Origin of the sequence: Yeosuana aromativorans, assembly GCF_014646655.1 — a bacterium.
Taxonomy (GTDB): domain Bacteria; phylum Bacteroidota; class Bacteroidia; order Flavobacteriales; family Flavobacteriaceae; genus Yeosuana; species Yeosuana aromativorans.
Genome location: NZ_BMNR01000003.1, coordinates 393,232 through 412,083, shown reverse-complemented (window position 1 = coordinate 412,083; position 18,852 = coordinate 393,232). Strand labels below are relative to the sequence as shown.

The 18,852-nt window shown below is 34.8% G+C and carries 15 protein-coding genes; 9 read left to right on the top strand and 6 right to left on the bottom strand.

Annotation, left to right across the window (positions count from 1 at the left end; translation table 11 throughout):
• Positions 1–6: 6 nt before the first annotated feature.
• The 6 genes from IEW94_RS08805 to IEW94_RS08780 all read left to right on the top strand — a co-directional run bounded on the left by IEW94_RS08805 (position 7) and on the right by IEW94_RS08780 (position 8,752).
• Entirely contained in the window at positions 7–924 is a 918-nt protein-coding gene (locus IEW94_RS08805) for a tryptophan 2,3-dioxygenase family protein (protein ID WP_188652082.1), read from the top strand.
• Positions 882–2,201 carry a peptidoglycan DD-metalloendopeptidase family protein gene (locus IEW94_RS08800; protein WP_229669490.1) on the top strand — a complete coding sequence of 440 codons (1,320 nt, stop codon included), beginning with the start codon at positions 882–884 and terminating at the stop codon, positions 2,199–2,201. The genes IEW94_RS08805 and IEW94_RS08800 overlap by 43 nt, the downstream gene beginning before the upstream one ends.
• A complete protein-coding gene (gene pgi / locus IEW94_RS08795) occupies positions 2,201–3,820 on the top strand; it encodes a glucose-6-phosphate isomerase (protein ID WP_188652080.1) in 1,620 nt (539 codons plus the stop codon). Before IEW94_RS08800 ends, pgi begins: the two co-directional genes overlap by 1 nt.
• A gap of 180 nt (positions 3,821–4,000) precedes the next feature.
• Complete coding sequence (locus tag IEW94_RS08790; protein ID WP_188652078.1) at positions 4,001–6,547, top strand: TonB-dependent receptor; 2,547 nt, start codon at positions 4,001–4,003, stop codon at positions 6,545–6,547.
• Between the two features lie 11 nt (positions 6,548–6,558).
• A complete protein-coding gene (locus tag IEW94_RS08785) occupies positions 6,559–8,199 on the top strand; it encodes a choice-of-anchor J domain-containing protein (protein WP_188652076.1) in 1,641 nt (546 codons plus the stop codon).
• 112 nt (positions 8,200–8,311) lie between these two features.
• Positions 8,312–8,752, top strand: a complete 441-nt coding sequence (locus IEW94_RS08780) for a hypothetical protein (RefSeq protein WP_188652074.1) — start codon at positions 8,312–8,314, stop codon at positions 8,750–8,752.
• A gap of 49 nt (positions 8,753–8,801) precedes the next feature.
• Here the strand turns inward: IEW94_RS08780 and IEW94_RS08775 are convergent, their stop codons facing one another.
• Positions 8,802–9,854, bottom strand: a complete 1,053-nt coding sequence (locus IEW94_RS08775) for an endonuclease/exonuclease/phosphatase family protein (protein ID WP_188652072.1) — start codon at positions 9,852–9,854, stop codon at positions 8,802–8,804.
• Between the two features lie 137 nt (positions 9,855–9,991).
• Here IEW94_RS08775 and IEW94_RS08770 point away from each other — a divergent pair, with 137 nt between their 5' ends.
• Both IEW94_RS08770 and IEW94_RS08765 read left to right on the top strand, forming a co-directional pair.
• Positions 9,992–12,760: a carboxypeptidase regulatory-like domain-containing protein gene (locus IEW94_RS08770; protein WP_188652070.1), complete on the top strand. Its 2,769-nt coding sequence runs from the start codon at positions 9,992–9,994 to the stop codon at positions 12,758–12,760.
• 76 nt (positions 12,761–12,836) lie between these two features.
• Positions 12,837–14,183 (top strand): DUF5689 domain-containing protein, encoded by a 1,347-nt coding sequence (locus IEW94_RS08765; protein WP_188652068.1) that lies wholly within the window; start codon positions 12,837–12,839, stop codon positions 14,181–14,183.
• Between the two features lie 51 nt (positions 14,184–14,234).
• Here IEW94_RS08765 and IEW94_RS08760 read toward each other — a convergent pair whose 3' ends face one another.
• The gene (locus IEW94_RS08760; RefSeq protein ID WP_188652066.1) at positions 14,235–15,209 is read right to left on the bottom strand and encodes an endonuclease/exonuclease/phosphatase family protein; all 975 of its coding nucleotides are present in this window, start codon (positions 15,207–15,209) and stop codon (positions 14,235–14,237) included.
• 74 nt (positions 15,210–15,283) lie between these two features.
• Here IEW94_RS08760 and hflX point away from each other — a divergent pair, with 74 nt between their 5' ends.
• Positions 15,284–16,498 (top strand): GTPase HflX, encoded by a 1,215-nt coding sequence (hflX, locus tag IEW94_RS08755; protein WP_188652064.1) that lies wholly within the window; start codon positions 15,284–15,286, stop codon positions 16,496–16,498.
• Between the two features lie 51 nt (positions 16,499–16,549).
• Here the strand turns inward: hflX and IEW94_RS08750 are convergent, their stop codons facing one another.
• The 4 genes from IEW94_RS08750 to IEW94_RS08735 all read right to left on the bottom strand — a co-directional run bounded on the left by IEW94_RS08750 (position 16,550) and on the right by IEW94_RS08735 (position 18,843).
• On the bottom strand, positions 16,550–17,479 hold the full coding sequence (locus IEW94_RS08750) for a DUF3078 domain-containing protein (protein ID WP_188652062.1): 930 nt from the start codon (positions 17,477–17,479) through the stop codon (positions 16,550–16,552).
• A gap of 20 nt (positions 17,480–17,499) precedes the next feature.
• A complete protein-coding gene (locus IEW94_RS08745; RefSeq protein ID WP_188652060.1) occupies positions 17,500–18,009 on the bottom strand; it encodes a DUF2480 family protein in 510 nt (169 codons plus the stop codon).
• A gap of 15 nt (positions 18,010–18,024) precedes the next feature.
• Positions 18,025–18,351: a DUF59 domain-containing protein gene (locus tag IEW94_RS08740; protein WP_188652058.1), complete on the bottom strand. Its 327-nt coding sequence runs from the start codon at positions 18,349–18,351 to the stop codon at positions 18,025–18,027.
• 69 nt (positions 18,352–18,420) lie between these two features.
• Positions 18,421–18,843 carry a SufE family protein gene (locus tag IEW94_RS08735; protein ID WP_188652218.1) on the bottom strand — a complete coding sequence of 141 codons (423 nt, stop codon included), beginning with the start codon at positions 18,841–18,843 and terminating at the stop codon, positions 18,421–18,423.
• Positions 18,844–18,852: the final 9 nt, after the last annotated feature.

The window sequence follows — 18,852 nt, the reverse complement described above, 5'->3', positions numbered from 1 at the left end:
AAAAGCTTGGAAACAAAAATAATCGATCAACTAAACGATAAATATAAAAAGCTTGAGCAGGATCTGAATGTTCACTTAGAAGGATTGTTGCACAGCAAGCCCATTAATTATTGGGACTATATTCAAACCGATGCGCTTTTAAATCTTCAATTGCCACGAACTGCATTGCCAGATGAAATGGTGTTTATCATGTACCATCAAATCAATGAATTATTGTTTAAAATGATTCTTGGTGAAATAGAACAGGTGGCAAAAAACGATGCGGTAGATGCTGCTACATTTTCATCTAAATTAATGCGGATTAGCCGTTATTTTGATATGTTGACCTCTTCTTTCAGTATCATGAAAGATGGTATGGATGTAGAACAGTATAATAAATTCAGGACTACATTAACACCAGCAAGTGGTTTTCAAAGCGCACAATACAGAAAAATAGAGTTTGCCTCAACAGAACTTATTAATTTAATTGATAAACGATTTAGAGATACCATAGATAGAAATTCATCCTATGAAAATGCATTTGAGCATTTATATTGGCAAGCAGCCGGAAAAGATTATAAAACCGGCAAAAAAAGTTACACATTAACAGTTTTTGAAGACAAATACAAAGATGAATTTATTAGATTTACCAAATTTTATAACACACACAATTTGTGGACAAAATTCAAAGGATTGCCACAAAAGGAAAAAGACAATAAACAGTTAATAAAAGCCATGCGCCATTATGATTATACCGTTAATATAAAATGGGTTATGGCACATTATAACACAGCAAATCATTATTTAAACATAGGCGGTAAGACTGCCGAAGCAACAGGAGGAAGTGAATGGGTAAAGTATATGCATCCAAAATATCAAAAAAGAATATTTTTTCCAGAATTATGGACAAAACAAGAATTAGAAGAATGGGGAGCCGAAGTTTAATACTATTTTTATTGGCAATATCGATTTTTTCATGTAAAGAGAAAGTAGAGCAAAATTTAGAAAAAGAGCAAGAGGATTTGGCTGTTGTTGAGCCAGAAGAAGTGTATGAATTTGGATTTAATTTAAATGATTTTGTTGTTAAACGTGATACAATAAGACGAGGTGATACCTTCGGAGACATTTTAGAACGCAATAAAATAGGATACCCTAAGATTTTTAATATTGTTCAAAAAGCCAAAGATACTTTTGATATTGCAAGAGGATTACGAGTAGGAAAACCATATACATTACTTTGTTCAAAGGATTCTTTACAACAGCCACAATGTTTTATTTATCAGCCTAATCTTGAGGAGTATGTGGTGATTAATTTTCAAGATTCCATTCACGCCTACATAAAAAGAAAACCCATAACTTACATTGAAAAATCTGCCACAGGCATCATTGAAACCAATATTTCTGAAGCTTTGGATGACCAAGGGCTTAGCTTAAGACTGGCCTACAAAATGGCAGATGAAATTTATGCCTGGACCATAGATTTCAATAGGCTTCAAAAAGGGGATAAATTTAAAGTTTTGTACACCGACAAGTATATAGATGACACTATTTATGCCGGTGTTCATGATGTAAAGGCAGCTTACTTTTTACACAATAACGAACCGTTTTATGCTTTTGAGTTTGAAACCGATAGCGTAAAACACATACGGGATTATTTTAGTGACGAAGCAAAAAACCTACGTCGTGCCTTTTTAAAAGCACCGGTTCAATTTAGCAGAATATCATCCAGATATAATTTAAAAAGGCGTATAGCCTATTATGGTAATAAAATAAGACCTCACAAGGGCACTGATTTTGCAGCACCAATAGGAACACCCATTATGGCTACGGCCAATGGAACCGTAACAAAATCCAGTTATACAAGTGGTAATGGTAATTATGTGAAAATAAGACATAATGCGACTTATGAAACGCAATATCTTCACATGTTAAAAAGAAAAGTTAAAGTTGGTCAGTTTGTAAAACAAGGTGACATTATTGGCTGGGTAGGTATGACAGGTCATACAGCAGGCCCACACGTGTGTTATCGTTTTTGGAAAAATGGCAGACAGGTAGATCCACTAAGGGAAAAGCTGCCAGAGGCCGAACCTATTTCTGAAAACCTTAAAAACAAGTATTTTGATTTTATAAAACCCATAAAAGCAAAACTGGATAGCATTCCTTTTAAAAAAGTAAAACCAAAGTTACCAATGGAAAATAATTTAATCTCTCAAGCAAAATAATGGCATTCCCAAATATAAATCCAACAACAACTAAATCTTGGAAACAACTACAAGAACATTTTGAGATCATTCAAGATGTTCACATGAAAGAATTATTTACCAAGGATAAAAATCGTGCTGATAATTTCACCATCAAATGGGATGATTTTTATGTAGATTATTCAAAAAACAGAATCACTGAAGAGACTCTAAAATATTTATTACAACTGGCAGATCAGGTCAAGCTTAGGGACGCTATTGACAGTCAGTTTTCGGGCGAGATTATTAACCAAACCGAAGGAAGAGCCGTATTGCACACCGCATTGAGAGCGCCAAAAAACTATAAGTGTATGGTTGATGGCGTTAATGTGATGCCAGAAGTATATCAAGTAAAACAAAAGATTGAAACATTTACCAATCAGGTTGTAAACGGCGAACGAAAAGGATTTACAGGAAAACCATTTACTGATGTTGTGAATATTGGTATTGGAGGTTCAGACCTTGGCCCAGTGATGGTTGTTGAAGCTTTGCAGTTTTACAAAAACCATTTAACCACTCATTTTGTGAGCAATGTTGATGGTGACCATGTTAATGAAGTCATTAAAAAATTAGACCCAGAAACCACACTTTTTGTGGTGGTTTCAAAAACATTTACTACTCAAGAAACACTGTCTAATGCCAACACCATCAAAGACTGGTTTTTAAAATCGGCTCCTCAAGATGCCATTGCTAAACATTTTGTGGCAGTATCAACCAATATTGAAACCGTTCAGAATTTTGGAATTGATGCAAGCAATATATTCCCTATGTGGGATTGGGTAGGTGGCCGGTTTTCACTTTGGAGTGCTGTTGGATTATCCATTAGTTTAGCCGTTGGTTATAATAATTTTGATAGTTTGCTTCAAGGAGCACATAAAATGGATGCCCATTTTAAAACTGAAGATTTTAAAGATAATATCCCTGTTATTTTAGCGCTTATAAGTGTATGGTATAACAACTTTTTTAAAGCAGAAAGCGAAGCGATTATTCCCTACTCTCAATACCTAAACCAGTTCGCTACCTATTTGCAGCAGGGAATTATGGAAAGCAATGGAAAAAGCGTGGATAGAAATGGAAACCCTGTTGATTATCAAACGGGTACCATTATTTGGGGAGAGCCTGGTACCAATTCACAACATGCCTTTTTTCAATTGATACATCAAGGAACCAAACTCATTCCAGCTGATTTTATTGGGTTTACTAAATCCTTGCATGGTAACCAAGACCACCAAGACAAGTTAATTTCAAACTTTTTAGCACAAACAGAGGCGCTTTTAAATGGTAAAACAGAGGAAGAAGTAAAAGCAGAAGGAGCAAACGCCAAGTTAATACCTTTTAAGGTATTTGCAGGTAACAAACCAACGAATACTATTTTTATCAACAAATTGACACCTGAAAGTTTAGGTAAACTCATCGCCATGTATGAACATAAAATATTTGTACAAGGTGTTATTTGGAATATTTTCAGCTATGATCAGTTTGGAGTTGAGTTAGGTAAACAATTAGCAAGCAAAATTTTAAAGGAATTTAACAATACAGCCGTTGAAAAGCATGATTCTTCCACTGCTAATTTGTTAAATTATTACAGAAACTTGCAATAACCACACTTATTTTCTTAAAAAACAAACAAATCTACAATCTGAACAACCCTATTTTTCAGATAATTAGCACGCACACAATTGTTAACAATTGTTAACATATTCATAATATTGGAAATAATATTATGCTTAAATTTGTGCTGACTAATTTCAAATAATAATTAATTTTTCTATTTAAAGATTATGAAAAAAACTACTCAATTTTTATTGTTGGCTGTAGCATTTGTTTTTTCTACAGTTGCAATGGCACAAAGCACGGTATCGGGTACAATCATGGATGCCGACATGAATGCGCCTTTGCCTGGTGCAACTGTTATTGAAAAGGGGACATCAAACGGGACAAGTACCGATTTTGATGGAAATTTCACGTTGACAACAAAAAGTTCTTCAGGTGAAATTGTTATTTCTTATGTAGGGTACACTACACAAACAATTTCCTTTTCTGGGGACAAAGACTTTGGAACCATCAATTTGGCATCAAGTGAAGTGGGACTGCAAGAAGTTCAAATCATTGCTTCAGTAGCAGTTGATAGAAAGACACCCGTTGCTGTTTCAACAGTAAAGGCCGCGGATATTGAACTAAAACTGGGAACACAGGAATTTCCAGAGATTTTAAAATCTACACCAGGTGTTTACGCAACTAAACAAGGAGGTGCTTATGGCGACGGTAGAATTAGTTTACGTGGGTTTGATTCAGAAAACGTAGCGGTGATGATTAATGGTGTTCCCGTAAACGATATGGAGAACGGAAAAGTATATTGGAGTAACTGGGCTGGTTTAGGTGATGTAACCAGTTCAATGCAAGTACAAAGAGGTCTAGGAGCTTCTAAAGTAGCAGTGCCTTCAATAGGAGGAACAATCAATATTTTAACAAAAACCACTGATGCTGAACAAGGCGGAAACATATCCATGGGAGGTGGTAATGATGGTTATTTTAAATATGGAGCAACTGTTTCTACAGGATTAATGGATAATGGTTTTGCAGCAACGGTTTCTGCAGCAAGAATTTCAGGAGATGGATATGTTGAAGGAACTCAATTTAGTGGAGTCAATTATTTTATGAACTTATCCAAAGAGATAAATGATCAACATAGATTATCGTTTACAATTTTTGGAGCAAAACAAACTCATGGTCAACATTATAATAGAAGAACTATAGCGGAAACCAAAGCTACTGAAGCTGGTCCTCAAAGATTTAACCCTGACTGGGGTTATTACAATGGACAAGTTGAATATATATCTTATAACTTCTATCATAAACCACAAATGTCTTTAAACCATTATTGGACAATCAATGACAATACCTCATTGTCAACATCTATATATGCTTCTTTTGGTAGCGGCGGTGGTCGTCGTGATGATGGTGATAAACTAGGAAGTAGTGATTACAGATTGGGCGGTAGTGACCAACCAATAGATTTTGACAAAGTAGCTGAAGAAAACGCAGCAAGAGGCTCATTAGGATCATCAGATATTTTGTATGATTCACATAACTCACATCAATGGTATGGCATTTTAAGTACATTTAAAACTGATTTTAATGATAAACTTACCTTTTTAGCAGGTTTGGATGCAAGATATTATATTGGTTCTCACTGGTATCAAGTTAAAGATTTATTGGGAGGAGAGTTTTATATAAATCCTAATAGTTCTGATAACAATTATAATGCAGCTTTAAAAGTAGGAGATAGATTTAGTAAAGATTATGATGGAAAAAATGTTAATGCAGGACTTTTTGCACAAGCTGAATATCAAGTAAATGATCAAATTTCAACATTTATAGCTACATCGCTGTCAAATACTCAATATAGTACTCAAGACTATATAAAATATGCACCAACGGATCCTAAAAGGAAATCTGAAAAAGCAAATTTTGTTGGGTATAGTATCAAAGGAGGGGCTAACTATAATTTAGACGGCACTAACAATGTGTTTGTAAATATTGGATATTTTTCAAAAGCGCCCTTTTTGACTGGTAATGTGTTTTTGAGCGATAGGTCAACTGAAGTTAACAAAAACGCTCTTAATGAAGATGTGTTTAGTGTTGAAGTAGGTTATGGCTATAGAAGCGCAAAACTCTCAGGAAACTTGAATGTTTATAGAACATCTTGGTTAAATAAATCGTTGTCAGGTTCTAGAAGTGATGGTAGTGGTAACAGGTTTTATTATAATGTGCCAGGTTTAGATGCATTACACCAAGGGGTAGAATTAGATTTTAAATACAGACCTGATGAAAAACTTTCACTTACAGGAATGTTATCATTAGGTGATTGGACTTGGGATAGTAATGCTACTGGCTATGTACGTGATGAGGCTGGTAATTTGATAGGAGACCCTGTAGAAGTATTTGCAAAAGGCTTAAAAGTAACCGATGCTGCACAAACCACATTTGCTTTAGGAGCTAGTTACAAATTCCTTGATAAAACTACACTTTATCTGGATTATAACTATGCTTCTGATTTATATGCTTTTTATAGTATTACAAGTATAACCAGTGAAGGCGCTCAAGATTCTTGGAAGGTGCCAGCATATGGGTTATTTGATCTTGGTTTAAACCATGGGTTTAAAATTGGTGATTTTGACACCACAATTACAGGAAGAATAAATAATGTATTAAATACATTATATATTTCTGATGCAAACAATGGTAGTTCAAATACATATGAAGATGCTTCTGTATATTATGGGGCGGGACGGACATTTAGTCTTGGTGTAAAACTTAATTTTTAAAAAAATTGAACATGAAAAGAATAATTTATTTAACAATAATTCTAGGAACAATCTTGGTAGGTTGTAATCCTTTAGATGATATTAATAAGAAACTTGATTCACAGGATCAAGGTGTTGTAGGAACTGCTGAATATACCTTAACAAGTGATGATTATGATGAATTAGGGTTGACTTACGGAAGCTTTAATTCTGAAGATGATGCAAAAGCAATGCTGCCAGATTTTTTAACTGGTATGTATCCATATTTTGGCAATGGGTCATCAGTATTAGTTGGGTATAATTTATACATTGGAAATGCTGAAGGTGTTAGTGATTATACAGGAGCAGATGTTTATGCATTAACTAATGATGATTATGCCGCCACAGGGAGTGATGCATTTGGATTCTATCCAAATGTAGATGCGACAACAAAAATTCCAGATGTTTTGATGGCTAATATTGCAAGTCCAACAGAAGGTCAAATAGTATTGGCAAGTTACAAACAATATACTGAAACTCCAGTAGTTGGTTTGGCTAATGTTGTTGCCTATAATTTTGCTGGTAGTTTAGAAGGTTGGTCCGTTAAGGAGGAAGCTGGAAATTTTGATGTTTGGACTTCACAATCAGGTTACGTCCAAGGTAATGCCTATGGAAGTGCAGAGGATAATATTGAATGGTTGGTTTCACCTTCAATTAATCTATCTGGAATTAACAATCTCAAATTTCAAATAGCTCACGCCATTAAATATGCTTCAGATCCTTCGTTGCTTAAAATATTGGTGTCAACAGATTACACAGGAGACGTTTCATTGGCTACATGGGATGAGATTACCTTGGCTACTCCTCCAGGAGTAGATGATTATAATGCCCTCTCCGAAGACTATGATTTTTCTGCTTATGATGGGCAAACTATTAATGTGGCATTTAAATATCAGTCATTGGGGTCAGATGTTGGACGATGGAGAATTTCAAGCATGGCTATTAAAACACTTGGAGTAACTGGCCCAACAGACTCAAAAGGAGAATACTTTATGTACAATGGAACATCATGGGAGGCCGTTGATGGGGTTTATTATTTGAGTGCTTCCGATTATAATTCAATGGGAGAAGCTTCTGGACAACCAGGACGATATGATAACTTTAGTAGTTCTATTCCAGCCGATGATTATATCACCAAGTTTTTAAGCACAACAAACCCATATACATATGGGCAAAACGATGATCAAGTTATTGTAATATACAAATATTATTCTAGCTCTGCTAATGCAACACAAACAAGGGGCAACTTATATACAGTCGTTGATGGTATGTGGACACCACATACATCTACAATAGCTACTACATTACAGTTTGGTGTAGAAAATGGAGTGTTTGTGCCAGATAATACCATTAGATATACAGTGACAAGTGGTGACTATGAATATATGGCCACTGCATTAGAAGGAGATTCAAATGTTACTGGAGGTTTGGCTACTTTGAGCAATTATCATGATTATGATTCTTCTTGGAGCCAAGATGATATTAACTATTCCTTAGGTGTTTTATTAGACCATATTGATCCAAACGCAGCAGAAGGGCAAAAATATTTGGTGTCTTATCTTGTTTATGCTGGAGGTATAGCAGAATTTTCTGTTAAACTAATTAAGGAAAATGGTAAATGGGTTGCTTTATAAGCTATAACTAACAATCTATATTTAATCAAAAACCCGCATAATCAATTATGCGGGTTTTTTTATTTTCAAAATCATTACATTTGCTTTTATAACATAATTTAATTTTTAAAACATGTATAATACTGTAAAAATAATACATTCCTACTGGGCTTATTTAGTCTTATTGGTTTTGATCATAGCATCAGTAAATGCTTTGGTTAAATGGTTTTCTGGAAAAGAATATGAAGCTAGGGATTTTAGAATCTCGCTTTTTACCTTAATAGTGTCGCACATTCAATTGCTTATTGGTTTACTGCTTTATTTTGTATCCCCTAGATTAAGTCTTTTTAGTGAATTGGGAATGGGAGGTGTTATGAAAGACTCTATAAACCGTTTGTATTTGGTTGAGCACCCTTTAATCAATATCATAGCAGTAGCGCTCATAACCATAGGCTATTCTAAACATAAAAAAAAGCTTACATCACCAGCGAAGCTAAAAATAATAGCCATTTTTTATACATTGGCATTACTGTTATTTTTATCTAGGATACCTTGGGCGGTTTGGCCTCATTGAATAAAAAAAGCGACCCATATGGGTCGCTTTTTTTATTCATTTGTATACATCAATCCACTTCTTTGATTACATACATGTATACAGGAAAGTGGTCACTATAGCCATCGGTAAAACCACCATAGCCCCAACTTCTGTATGGATAGCCTTTATATTGACCATCTTTTTGGGTTAAATAGTTTTTATTAAAAATGCCCGCTTTATAAAATCTATAGGATGAAAAATCTTTGTCTAACAAAGGTTTGGTTATCATGATTTGGTCAAATAAACTCCAGGCATCTCTGTAGGCGGTTGTACCAATACCGTTTCTAAAGAAATTTTCAAACGGGTTATAGATTTCTTTAAATTTTACTTTGTCTTTATCTTTTTCAGTTTTTAAGACATCTTTTATGCTTGCATTGGTAGGGTCATCATTCAAATCGCCCATAATAAAAACTTTGGCATACGGATCAATAATTTGAAGCGAGTCCACTAGATGTTTAGTCAATTTGGCAGCAGCAATACGCCTGGGCCTACTTCTGGCTTCACCGCCACTTCTTGATGGCCAGTGGTTTACAATAATATGTATGGGATCGCCATCTAAATTGCCACTCACCAATAGTTGATCTCTGGTATAGACACGTTTTCTAGTTTCATCATCATAAATTTTCAATTCATGACTACTGGTTGAAGTAGGTGTAAAAAATTGTTTTTGGTACAAAAGAGCCACATCAATTCCGCGGGCATCAGGTGACGGATAGTGCACAATGCCATAATTTTTATCTAGTAGTTGTGGGTCATTTATCAAATCTTCCAAAACCTCTCTGTTTTCAACTTCTGAAACGCCAATAGCCACCGGGGAATTATGCGTATCATCAAATCCAATATCAGCTATCACATGTGCCATATTATGGATTTTCCTTTTGTAGATTTCAGAACGATTGGCCTTTAGTTCCATCATGGGGCTCGCTTCATCAAATTTGGTCGGGTCATTTATGGTATCAAACAAGTTTTCCAAATTATAAAAAGCTATAGTGTGTATTTTAAAGGTTTTTTTTGTCTGTGAAGTTACATGAGTCAACGAGCATAAAAGCAAGACGGTAATAAGATGTTTAAATGTTTTCATTAAAAAAAAGTTACATGAGTATTATTTTGTTTACAAAACGTATTCCAAAAGTAGATATTTATTATAAATAACGTAAATTTGTAGGAGTTAAATACAGATTATTTAACTAAATTTTTTCTTATAAATTAAATTCAAATATGAAAAAAAAGTTACTTATTTTTTTATTCGGAATTTTTTCAATTGTCACAACCTACGCACAGCAAACCCTTATCAAAGGGAGTGTAAAGGATGCCGTTTCTTTTGAACCAATTCCAGATGTTACTATTACCATTGAAAACACCAATCAATCTACCAAAACAAATGCGTTGGGTGAGTTTGAGTTTTCTGGTAAAGTCCCTTTTGGGGAACAAGTTTTAAAGGTTTTTAAGGACGGATATACTGCCAAAAGATATCCTATTGTTGTCAATGAAGGTCAGACCGTTAATATTACCGATATGACTTTGGAGTTTGATAACTCAAGTTCTAATGAACTGTTTACCATTACTTTATCTGATGATGAACTGAATGATGACACCAGCGGAGCTGATAACATTTCAGGACTGTTATCATCGTCTTTAGATGTTTTTCAAAGAACAGCAGCTTTTGAGTTTAGCTCATCTTTCTTTAAAGTTAGAGGACTGGATTCTGACAACGGATCTGTTTTGATAAATGGTATTGACATGAACAAACAATATAACGGACGACCACAATGGAGTGATTGGGGCGGTTTAAATGATGTCTTGCGAAACCAAGAATTATCTTCTGGTTTACAGCCTTCAAGTTATACGTTTGGAGGGGTCTTAGGTACCACTAATATTAACGTGAGAGCGTCTCAATATAGAAGCGGCGGTAGAGTCACGTATTCATCTTCAAACAGAAGTTATACCAACCGGTTATTGGCCAGCTATGCCACTGGGCTGATGAAAGACGGGTGGTCCATGGCTTTCATGTTGGGAAGACGTTGGGGAAATGAAGGGTTTCAAGATGCAACGCTATATGATGCCAATTCGTTTTTTGCATCCATTGAGAAAAAACTGGGCAAAAAGCACAGTATCAACTTTACATCCATCTATACACCAAACAGACGTGGTAAATCATCTCCAAACACTCAGGAAGTATATGATTTAAAGGGGATAAAATATAATGAATATTGGGGTTGGCAAGATGGCGAAAAACGAAATTCCCGTATTAAGGAAGTTGAAGAGCCTATTATTATGTTAAACCATTATTGGGATATTTCGGATAACACAAAATTGAATACCAATGTGGCCTATCAATTTGGAAAAATAGGTAATAGCCGACTCGATTACAACGGTCAAAGATTAAATAGCGATGGCATTCCTGTTGGAGGTGGTTCCAACCCTAGTCCGTCATATTATCAAAAGCTACCTAGTTATTGGACCACACCTACTGCTGGGCCCAATTATGAGCAAGCATATTTAAATGAGCAACAGTTTTTAAATGATGGCCAGATAGATTGGAACAGTATGTACCAAACCAATCTAGACAATGTTGACAACTATTCAACATACATATTGTATGAAGATAGAACAGATGACAAGCAGTTTACCGCTAATTCCATATTGACGTCTTATTTAAATGACCATGTCACTTTGAATGCGTCTGTTAATTACCAGAAGTTAAAATCATCAAACTTTGCTGAAATTATTGATTTACTTGGTGGTAGAGGCTATTTAAATGTGGATTCATTTGACGGATTTCAATTTGATGAACAAAACCCAAACCAAATAGTTGGAGAAGGTGATAAATTCAGGTACAATTACAATTTGTTCTCAGACATTGTATCAGGATTTGCTCAAGGGCAATTCAAGTACAACAAAATTGATTTTTATGTCTCTGCAAGTGCCACAAATACACAATATCAAAGAGAAGGACTATACCAAAATGGAGCGTATCCAGACAATTCCTTAGGTAAAGGAGACAAATTATCATTTACTGGGATTGGTCTAAAAGGTGGATTTACGTATAAATTTACCGGAAGCCATTTATTTGATGTAAATGCTGGCTATATAACTAGAGCGCCATCTATACAAAATACGTTTTCTAATTCTAGAGAAAACCAAAATATTGTTAGTGGTATTTCCGAAGAAAAAATAAGTACCGTTGATGCTAGTTATATTTACCGGTCACCCATTGTTAAAGCCAAATTAACAGGATACTATTCTAAAATCCAAGATGCCAATGAAATCTCGTTTTATTATGCAGATGGTGTTGGAGGAGACAACACAGCATTTGTTCAAGAAATTTTGCAAGGCATCGATAAAAAGCAAATTGGTTTGGAAGCAGGTATAGAGGCTCAAGTGACACCAACCATAAAATTAAAAGGTGTAGCATCCATAGGCCAGTTTACCTATGACAACAATCCGAATTTGTATTTAACATCTTCAGATTTTGAAACAGGAAGACAAGATTTTGGTAAAGCAAGCTTAAAAGATTATAAAATAGCAGGCGGCCCACAAAAGGCATATTCAGTTGGGTTTGAATACAGAGACCCTGATTATTGGTGGATTGGTGCCACAGCAAACTTTTTTGATGACACCTATATAGACATTAGCCCATTAACAAGAACCAAGAATTTCTATCAAGATTCTGATGGGTTGCCATTTAATGACTACGATCCTGAATTAGCAAGACAACTGTTAAAACAGGAAAAATTTGATAGTTATATGTGCGTTAACCTGATTGGTGGAAAATCTTGGAGAATTGACAATACCTATATTGGCTTTTTTGCCAGTATCAACAACTTACTTGATAAAGAGTATAAAACAGGTGGTTTTGAACAAGGTAGAAATGCCAACTACAGACAATTACGTGATGATACCAGTAATGATACACCCGTATTTGGTTCAAAATATTGGTATGGTAGAGGAACCACTTATTTTATGAATGTCTATTTTAGATTTTAAGAAAAAAATTATGAAAAAAATTATATCACAACTTATGAAATGCCAAGCATTCACTAACTCAATAAATAACAAGAACATGAGTAAAACGAATACATTTTTGCCATTAACACTAGTTTTAATAGCTATGCTATCGCTATCATCTTGTGTACATGATGATGATTATAAAATCCCTAGTGTTGAAATAACAGAACCTAATATAACAGCCAATACAACAATAAATATTGTAAAAGATATGTATGCTGGTAGTTTAGTGGATTTTGATGAAGCCAGTAATGGTGGAGAATTAATTATGGAAGGTTACGTAGTCTCCAATGATGAAGCCGGTAATTTTTACAAAGTACTGATCATTCAAGATGCACCAGAAAACCCAACAGCCGCTATCCAATTGGATGTTGATGTAACGTCTTTGTATTCAAAATACAAACCAGGAAGAAAAGTGTATGTTAAATTGAACGGTCTTGGTATGGATGAAATGAATGGTGTTTTGCATATTGGTAGCATAAATGGCTCATCAATTGAGCGTATTTCTTCGGTAAACTATGAAGATTATATTATTCGCTCTTCTGAAGTGGCAACCTTAGTACCTAAAGTAATTACACCTAGCCAATATAACGATAGCTATATCAATATGTTGGTTCAAATAGATGATATGCAATTACGAAGTGAAGAACTTGGTAAACCTTATGCTAATGCCGCCGACACCTATACCGTGAACAGATACCTTAAAAATTGTGTGGATGATTCCCAAACCATTTTAAGAAACAGTGGCTTTGCATCATTTAAAGGGCAAGAATTTCCACAAGGACGCGGCTCCATAGTAGCTGTTTTCAGTAAATACAATTCAGATTATCAATTATTTATTAGAGATACAGATGACGTGATGTTTGATAATGACCGTTGCGATCCGTTGTTTGAAGAAACATTCAGTGCCGCTGTTGATAACACCAATCTTGATTTACCAGGATGGATAAATTTTGCTACTGCTGGTACCGTAACATGGTCTGAACAAGTTTATAGTGGTAATGGTTATGCGGAATTTAACCCATACAATTCTAAAGATGTTTCCAATATTGGATGGTTGATAACTCCAGGTATCGATTTAGATGCCCAAGATGGAGAAATTTTAACCTTCCAAACAGAACATGCTTACCCAGATTCTGGCCATGATCCATTAGCCGTTTTAATCTCAACAGATTTTGATGGAACAACTGCTGGTATTTCTACTGCAACTTGGACGCCTTTAACTTTTGATGTGAGTTATAAAGTGGATTATGGAACGTGGTTTAATTTTACCAACTCTGGTGAGATAGACTTATCAAGTTATACAGGAACAGCCTATATTGCTTTTAGATATACAGGAAGCGATACGGCTAATCAAAACATGACATTACATGTTGATAATGTTAAGGTGTATGTGCCTTAATTTATTAAATGATTAAAAAAAAGACCTCTATTTAGAGGTCTTTTTTTTGCTTTATAGATTCTTTTTTAACGTAGCATATACCGGAAAATGATCACTATAACCACCTTTGTATTTCTTGCCAACATAGGTTCTAAAAGGTTTCCCTTTGTATTTACCATTAAAGAGTTTTAAAAAATCATCATCAAAAATGTTTGCTTGTTCAAAACTGAATGTGTTGGGAACTGATTTAAAAAAGGTTTTGGTAAAAATAATTTGATCAAATAAGTTCCATTTAAAATTGTGAGATGTTGAACCTCTGCTATAGGAAAGCAATGTTTCCATAGGATTGAATAAATCCTGGGTTTTTACTAAATGTGTAATACTGTTGTTTGTAGGATCATCATTAAAATCACCAATCACAATAATTTTAGCTTGTTCGTTTTGGGTCTTTAATCTATCAATAATTTCAATGACTTTGTTGGAGGCTGCCATTCGTTTGTTTTCCGTTTCATTTTCGCCTTCACGCCTAGATGACCAATGGTTGACAATGATATTAATTTCCTCATCTTCAAGCAATCCGGTTACCAATAAAATGTCTCTCGTGTAATCAGGGCTTCCGTCATCATCTACCAAATGAATTGAAAACGTTTCAGAATGGGTCACTTTAAAATAAGTCGTGTCATATAATAATGCCACATCAATACCACGCTCATCCAAAGAATCATAATGCACAAAACCATAATTAAATTCATGTAAGTGATGTGATTCTACAAGATCTTTTAAAACTGTATCATTTTCCACTTCTGCCAATCCAATAAGAGTAGGGTGCTTATCGGTTTCATTTCGCCCAATATTCGATATGGTGTAACCTAATTTTCTAAGCTTGTTTTCATAGCGTTTGTGGGTCCATTTTTTTACTGATGTAGGTAAAAAATCGTTATCATTGGTTTCAGGGTCATCTCTAATATCAAACAGGTTTTCAAGATTGTAAAATGCTATGGTATGACGGTGGTGTGTATCTGAAGTGTTCTTTGAAATGCTGGTCATAACTTAAAATTATGGATAAAAATATAAAAATTAAAATCATTACAATTGCGTAACTTTGTGCATTAACTAATTTTATGATAGAAAGAAAAGATATAACCTTAGAAAAGGCTGTATTGGTTGGGATTGTAACTAAAGATCAAGACGAAGCCAAATCTAAAGAGTATTTGGATGAACTTGAATTCTTAACGTATACAGCTGGTGGCGATGTTGTGAAGCGGTTTACTCAAAAAATGGACATGCCAAATCCTAAAACTTTTATAGGAACTGGTAAAATTGAAGATGTCCGTCAATTTATTGAAGAACACGATATAGGAACGGCTATTTTTGATGATGAACTCTCAGCGGCACAAGAACGGAACATCAGTAAAATACTCAATTGCAAAGTCCTTGATAGAACCAATTTAATCCTTGATATTTTTGCGCAACGGGCACAAACCAGCTATGCCAGAACCCAAGTAGAATTGGCTCAATGCGAGTATTTGTTACCTAGACTTAGAGGAATGTGGACACACCTTGAACGCCAAAAAGGAGGTATTGGTATGCGTGGTCCTGGTGAAACTGAGATTGAGACGGATAGACGTATTGTACGCGATAAAATAGCACTTTTAAAAGAGCGTATTAAAACCATTGACAAGCAAATGTCGGTGCAACGCGGCAATCGTGGAGCCATGGCACGTGTGGCACTTGTGGGTTATACCAATGTGGGTAAATCTACCTTAATGAACGTAATTAGTAAAAGTGAGGTATTTGCAGAAAACAAATTATTTGCTACCCTTGATACCACTGTTAGAAAAGTGGTTATTAAAAACCTGCCTTTTTTGTTGTCTGATACGGTTGGTTTTATTAGAAAGTTACCTACGCAATTGGTTGAAAGTTTTAAAAGTACCTTGGATGAAGTAAGAGAAGCCGATTTATTGCTGCACATTGTAGATATTTCACATCCTAATTTTGAGGAGCACATCGAATCGGTCAATAAGATTTTAGGTGAAATTAAAAGTTCTGATAAGTCTACTATTATGGTATTCAATAAAATTGATGCGTATCATCCGGAGCCTTTAGACCATGATGACTTAGAAACAGAACGCACCAAAAGACATTATTCACTAGACGAATGGAAGCGAACCTGGATGGGTAAGGTTGGTGATAACGCCTTGTTCATTTCGGCCTTGAATAAAGATAATTTAGAAGATTTTAAAAAGCGAGTCTACGAAGAAGTTCGGCAAATACATATCACGCGATTTCCATATAATCATTTTCTCTATCCAGATTATGATGAAAATCAAGAATAAAAAAAGAGCTTCAAAATTTGAAGCTCTTTTTTTATTCCAATCAGTAAAGAATTAAAATTTATAGCTTAAACCTATGGTGTAATAGGTTTGTAATTTGTTGTCAACAGTATCAAAAGTTTCGGCTGTATTTCCTAAGGTATTTATTGAATAGTTTAATGCTTCTTGTTTGTTGCTTCTTAATCCAAAATCAAACCCAACACCAATCATTTTCCACAAGGTATATCCAAATGAGTTGTTCCAGGTCCAGTTTGAATAATCAGAACTTTTATAGCTTTGGAACATGGACAAGTTGGTTTTAAAGTTAATCGCACCTATTTGTCTGGAATAATCAGCTAGTATTTTTGTTCCAAAAGATGATTCAAAAACAGTATCTCCTTTGCTAAATACAAAGTTGTAGTCAAACGGATGAATCACAACAACTAAATCCTTAATAGGTGTCCATGTAGCACCAATACCAAGGTCTAAATAGCCTGGATCATTAAAGTTGTTCAATAGCGTAGTTCTATATTCCATTAAACCTGAGGCAGCCAGTGTTTTTGTAATATTCCTTCCGTATAGAGATGAAATATTAAATACATCTGTTGTAGGATTAAAACTAGAATCATCATTAGGATCGTCTTTGTTATCTAATTTTACCCAGTTTAGATTGGTTGTTAGTGCATTTCTCCAAAAGAATTTTTCCTGAATTAAGTTGGCGTGCCCATTAAAGGTAAATCCAATATTTCCTGAGGAATTGTTTGGCTTTCCTTGCGAATACCAGTTACTGAAGTTTGATAAACTTCCGCCAATGGTTCCAAAGGCACCAACTCGCCAGCCAGGCATTGCATCAATTTGACTTTGAATGGCATCAACCCTTGTTTTGATAGCGGCTATAGAATCTTCCTTGACTTTTTTATCGGCCTTTAGCTCATCTAGAGTTTGTGAAAAGCTGAACGATATACTGAACAGTATAGCCGTGGTTAAAAGTAATTTCTTGTTCATGTTTAAGGATATTTGATTTTTTATGACTTGTTTTTGTATAAAGGTACAGAAGAACAGGCTTCGCCATACATAATGGATTTAACAATTGGTTTCAATTTATTGGCAAGCATGATGTAGGCATTTTGGGGCACAGGTTTTTTTGAACAACCTTTTATTATAATGGGTTTGTCTTTAAATTCAGAAACATCCAAGTTTTGTAACACATCTTGGTAAATAGCTGTTTCAAGTTGCTCAAGGTTGCCGATAATTGTTTTTTTTGTGAACGGTTCTAAATGAATACTAACCAGTATAAAAGCCCATGCCGGAATAATAGCATCACTACTACAGGTCAAAGCAACGTATGTATCTTGATATTGAGACCAATCAAATTGTTTGGCCTGCTCTCTAAAATCTTTTTCACGCAGCACAAACCCTTCAAACAACCAATCTTTTATGTCAAAAACAATACGTGCACCTTTGGGGTAATAATCCTCAAGATTGATAGTGACCAAGTTGCTGTTCGCTACGCGATTTATAATTTCATCTGGCATTTATAAAAAGAAGAATTACAACATGCCTAGTTCCAGCTTGGCTTCCTCACTCATCAAATCATGTGACCAAGGTGGGTCAAAAGTAATTTCTACTTCTGCACTTTTAACAGCGTCAAGTGATTTGATTTTTTCTTCAACTTCTAAAGGAAGTGTTTCTGCAACAGGGCAGTTGGGTGTTGTTAAGGTCATTAAGATTTTTACATCATAATCTTCATTCACAAAGACATCATAAATCAGTCCTAATTCATAAATGTCTACTGGAATTTCAGGATCATAAATCGTTTTTAAAACGCCTACTATTTTTTCTCCTAATTCTGTGGTATCTATAGTTGTATTGCTCATGTTTTTTAAAGTTTATTTGTTAATTTGAGAGTTGCTTAGAAAGTTAAATCCAAACAACAAACAATTAAACTAGTTTAACTGTGTTTGGTATGCAATGGCATACATTTTTAACTGCTTAATCATGCTTACCAAACCATTGGCTCGCGTTGGTGATAAATGCTCTTTTAAACCAATTTTCTCAATAAAGTCTGTGTCAGCATCAATAATGTCTTTAGGACTTTGGTTTGAAAACACCCGTATCAATATGGCAATAATGCCTTTGGTAATGATGGCATCACTATCGGCTGTGAAAACAATTTTGTCGTCTTTCATTTCGGCATGGACCCAAACTTTACTTTGGCAACCTTTTATAATATTGCTTTCGGTTTTGTATTGGTCGTCAATTAATGGCAATTCCTTTCCAAGATCAATCATGTATTGATAGCGTTCTTCCCAATCTTCAAACATTGAAAATTCGTCTATAATGTCGTTTTGAATATCTTTAATAGTCACAATCATAAT

What these genes read in the sequence shown, in the direction of transcription:
- IEW94_RS08800 (WP_229669490.1), top strand. Translation starts at nt 882, where the DNA reads ATGGACAAAACAAGAATTAGAAGAATGGGGAGCCGAAGTTTAATACTA.
- pgi (WP_188652080.1), top strand. Translation starts at nt 2,201, where the DNA reads ATGGCATTCCCAAATATAAATCCAACAACAACTAAATCTTGGAAACAA.
- IEW94_RS08790 (WP_188652078.1), top strand. Translation starts at nt 4,001, where the DNA reads ATGAAAAAAACTACTCAATTTTTATTGTTGGCTGTAGCATTTGTTTTT.
- IEW94_RS08785 (WP_188652076.1), top strand. Translation starts at nt 6,559, where the DNA reads ATGAAAAGAATAATTTATTTAACAATAATTCTAGGAACAATCTTGGTA.
- IEW94_RS08780 (WP_188652074.1), top strand. Translation starts at nt 8,312, where the DNA reads ATGTATAATACTGTAAAAATAATACATTCCTACTGGGCTTATTTAGTC.
- IEW94_RS08775 (WP_188652072.1), bottom strand. Translation starts at nt 9,854, where the DNA reads ATGAAAACATTTAAACATCTTATTACCGTCTTGCTTTTATGCTCGTTG.
- IEW94_RS08770 (WP_188652070.1), top strand. Translation starts at nt 9,992, where the DNA reads ATGAAAAAAAAGTTACTTATTTTTTTATTCGGAATTTTTTCAATTGTC.
- IEW94_RS08765 (WP_188652068.1), top strand. Translation starts at nt 12,837, where the DNA reads ATGAGTAAAACGAATACATTTTTGCCATTAACACTAGTTTTAATAGCT.
- IEW94_RS08760 (WP_188652066.1), bottom strand. Translation starts at nt 15,209, where the DNA reads ATGACCAGCATTTCAAAGAACACTTCAGATACACACCACCGTCATACC.
- hflX (WP_188652064.1), top strand. Translation starts at nt 15,284, where the DNA reads ATGATAGAAAGAAAAGATATAACCTTAGAAAAGGCTGTATTGGTTGGG.
- IEW94_RS08750 (WP_188652062.1), bottom strand. Translation starts at nt 17,479, where the DNA reads ATGAACAAGAAATTACTTTTAACCACGGCTATACTGTTCAGTATATCG.
- IEW94_RS08745 (WP_188652060.1), bottom strand. Translation starts at nt 18,009, where the DNA reads ATGCCAGATGAAATTATAAATCGCGTAGCGAACAGCAACTTGGTCACT.
- IEW94_RS08740 (WP_188652058.1), bottom strand. Translation starts at nt 18,351, where the DNA reads ATGAGCAATACAACTATAGATACCACAGAATTAGGAGAAAAAATAGTA.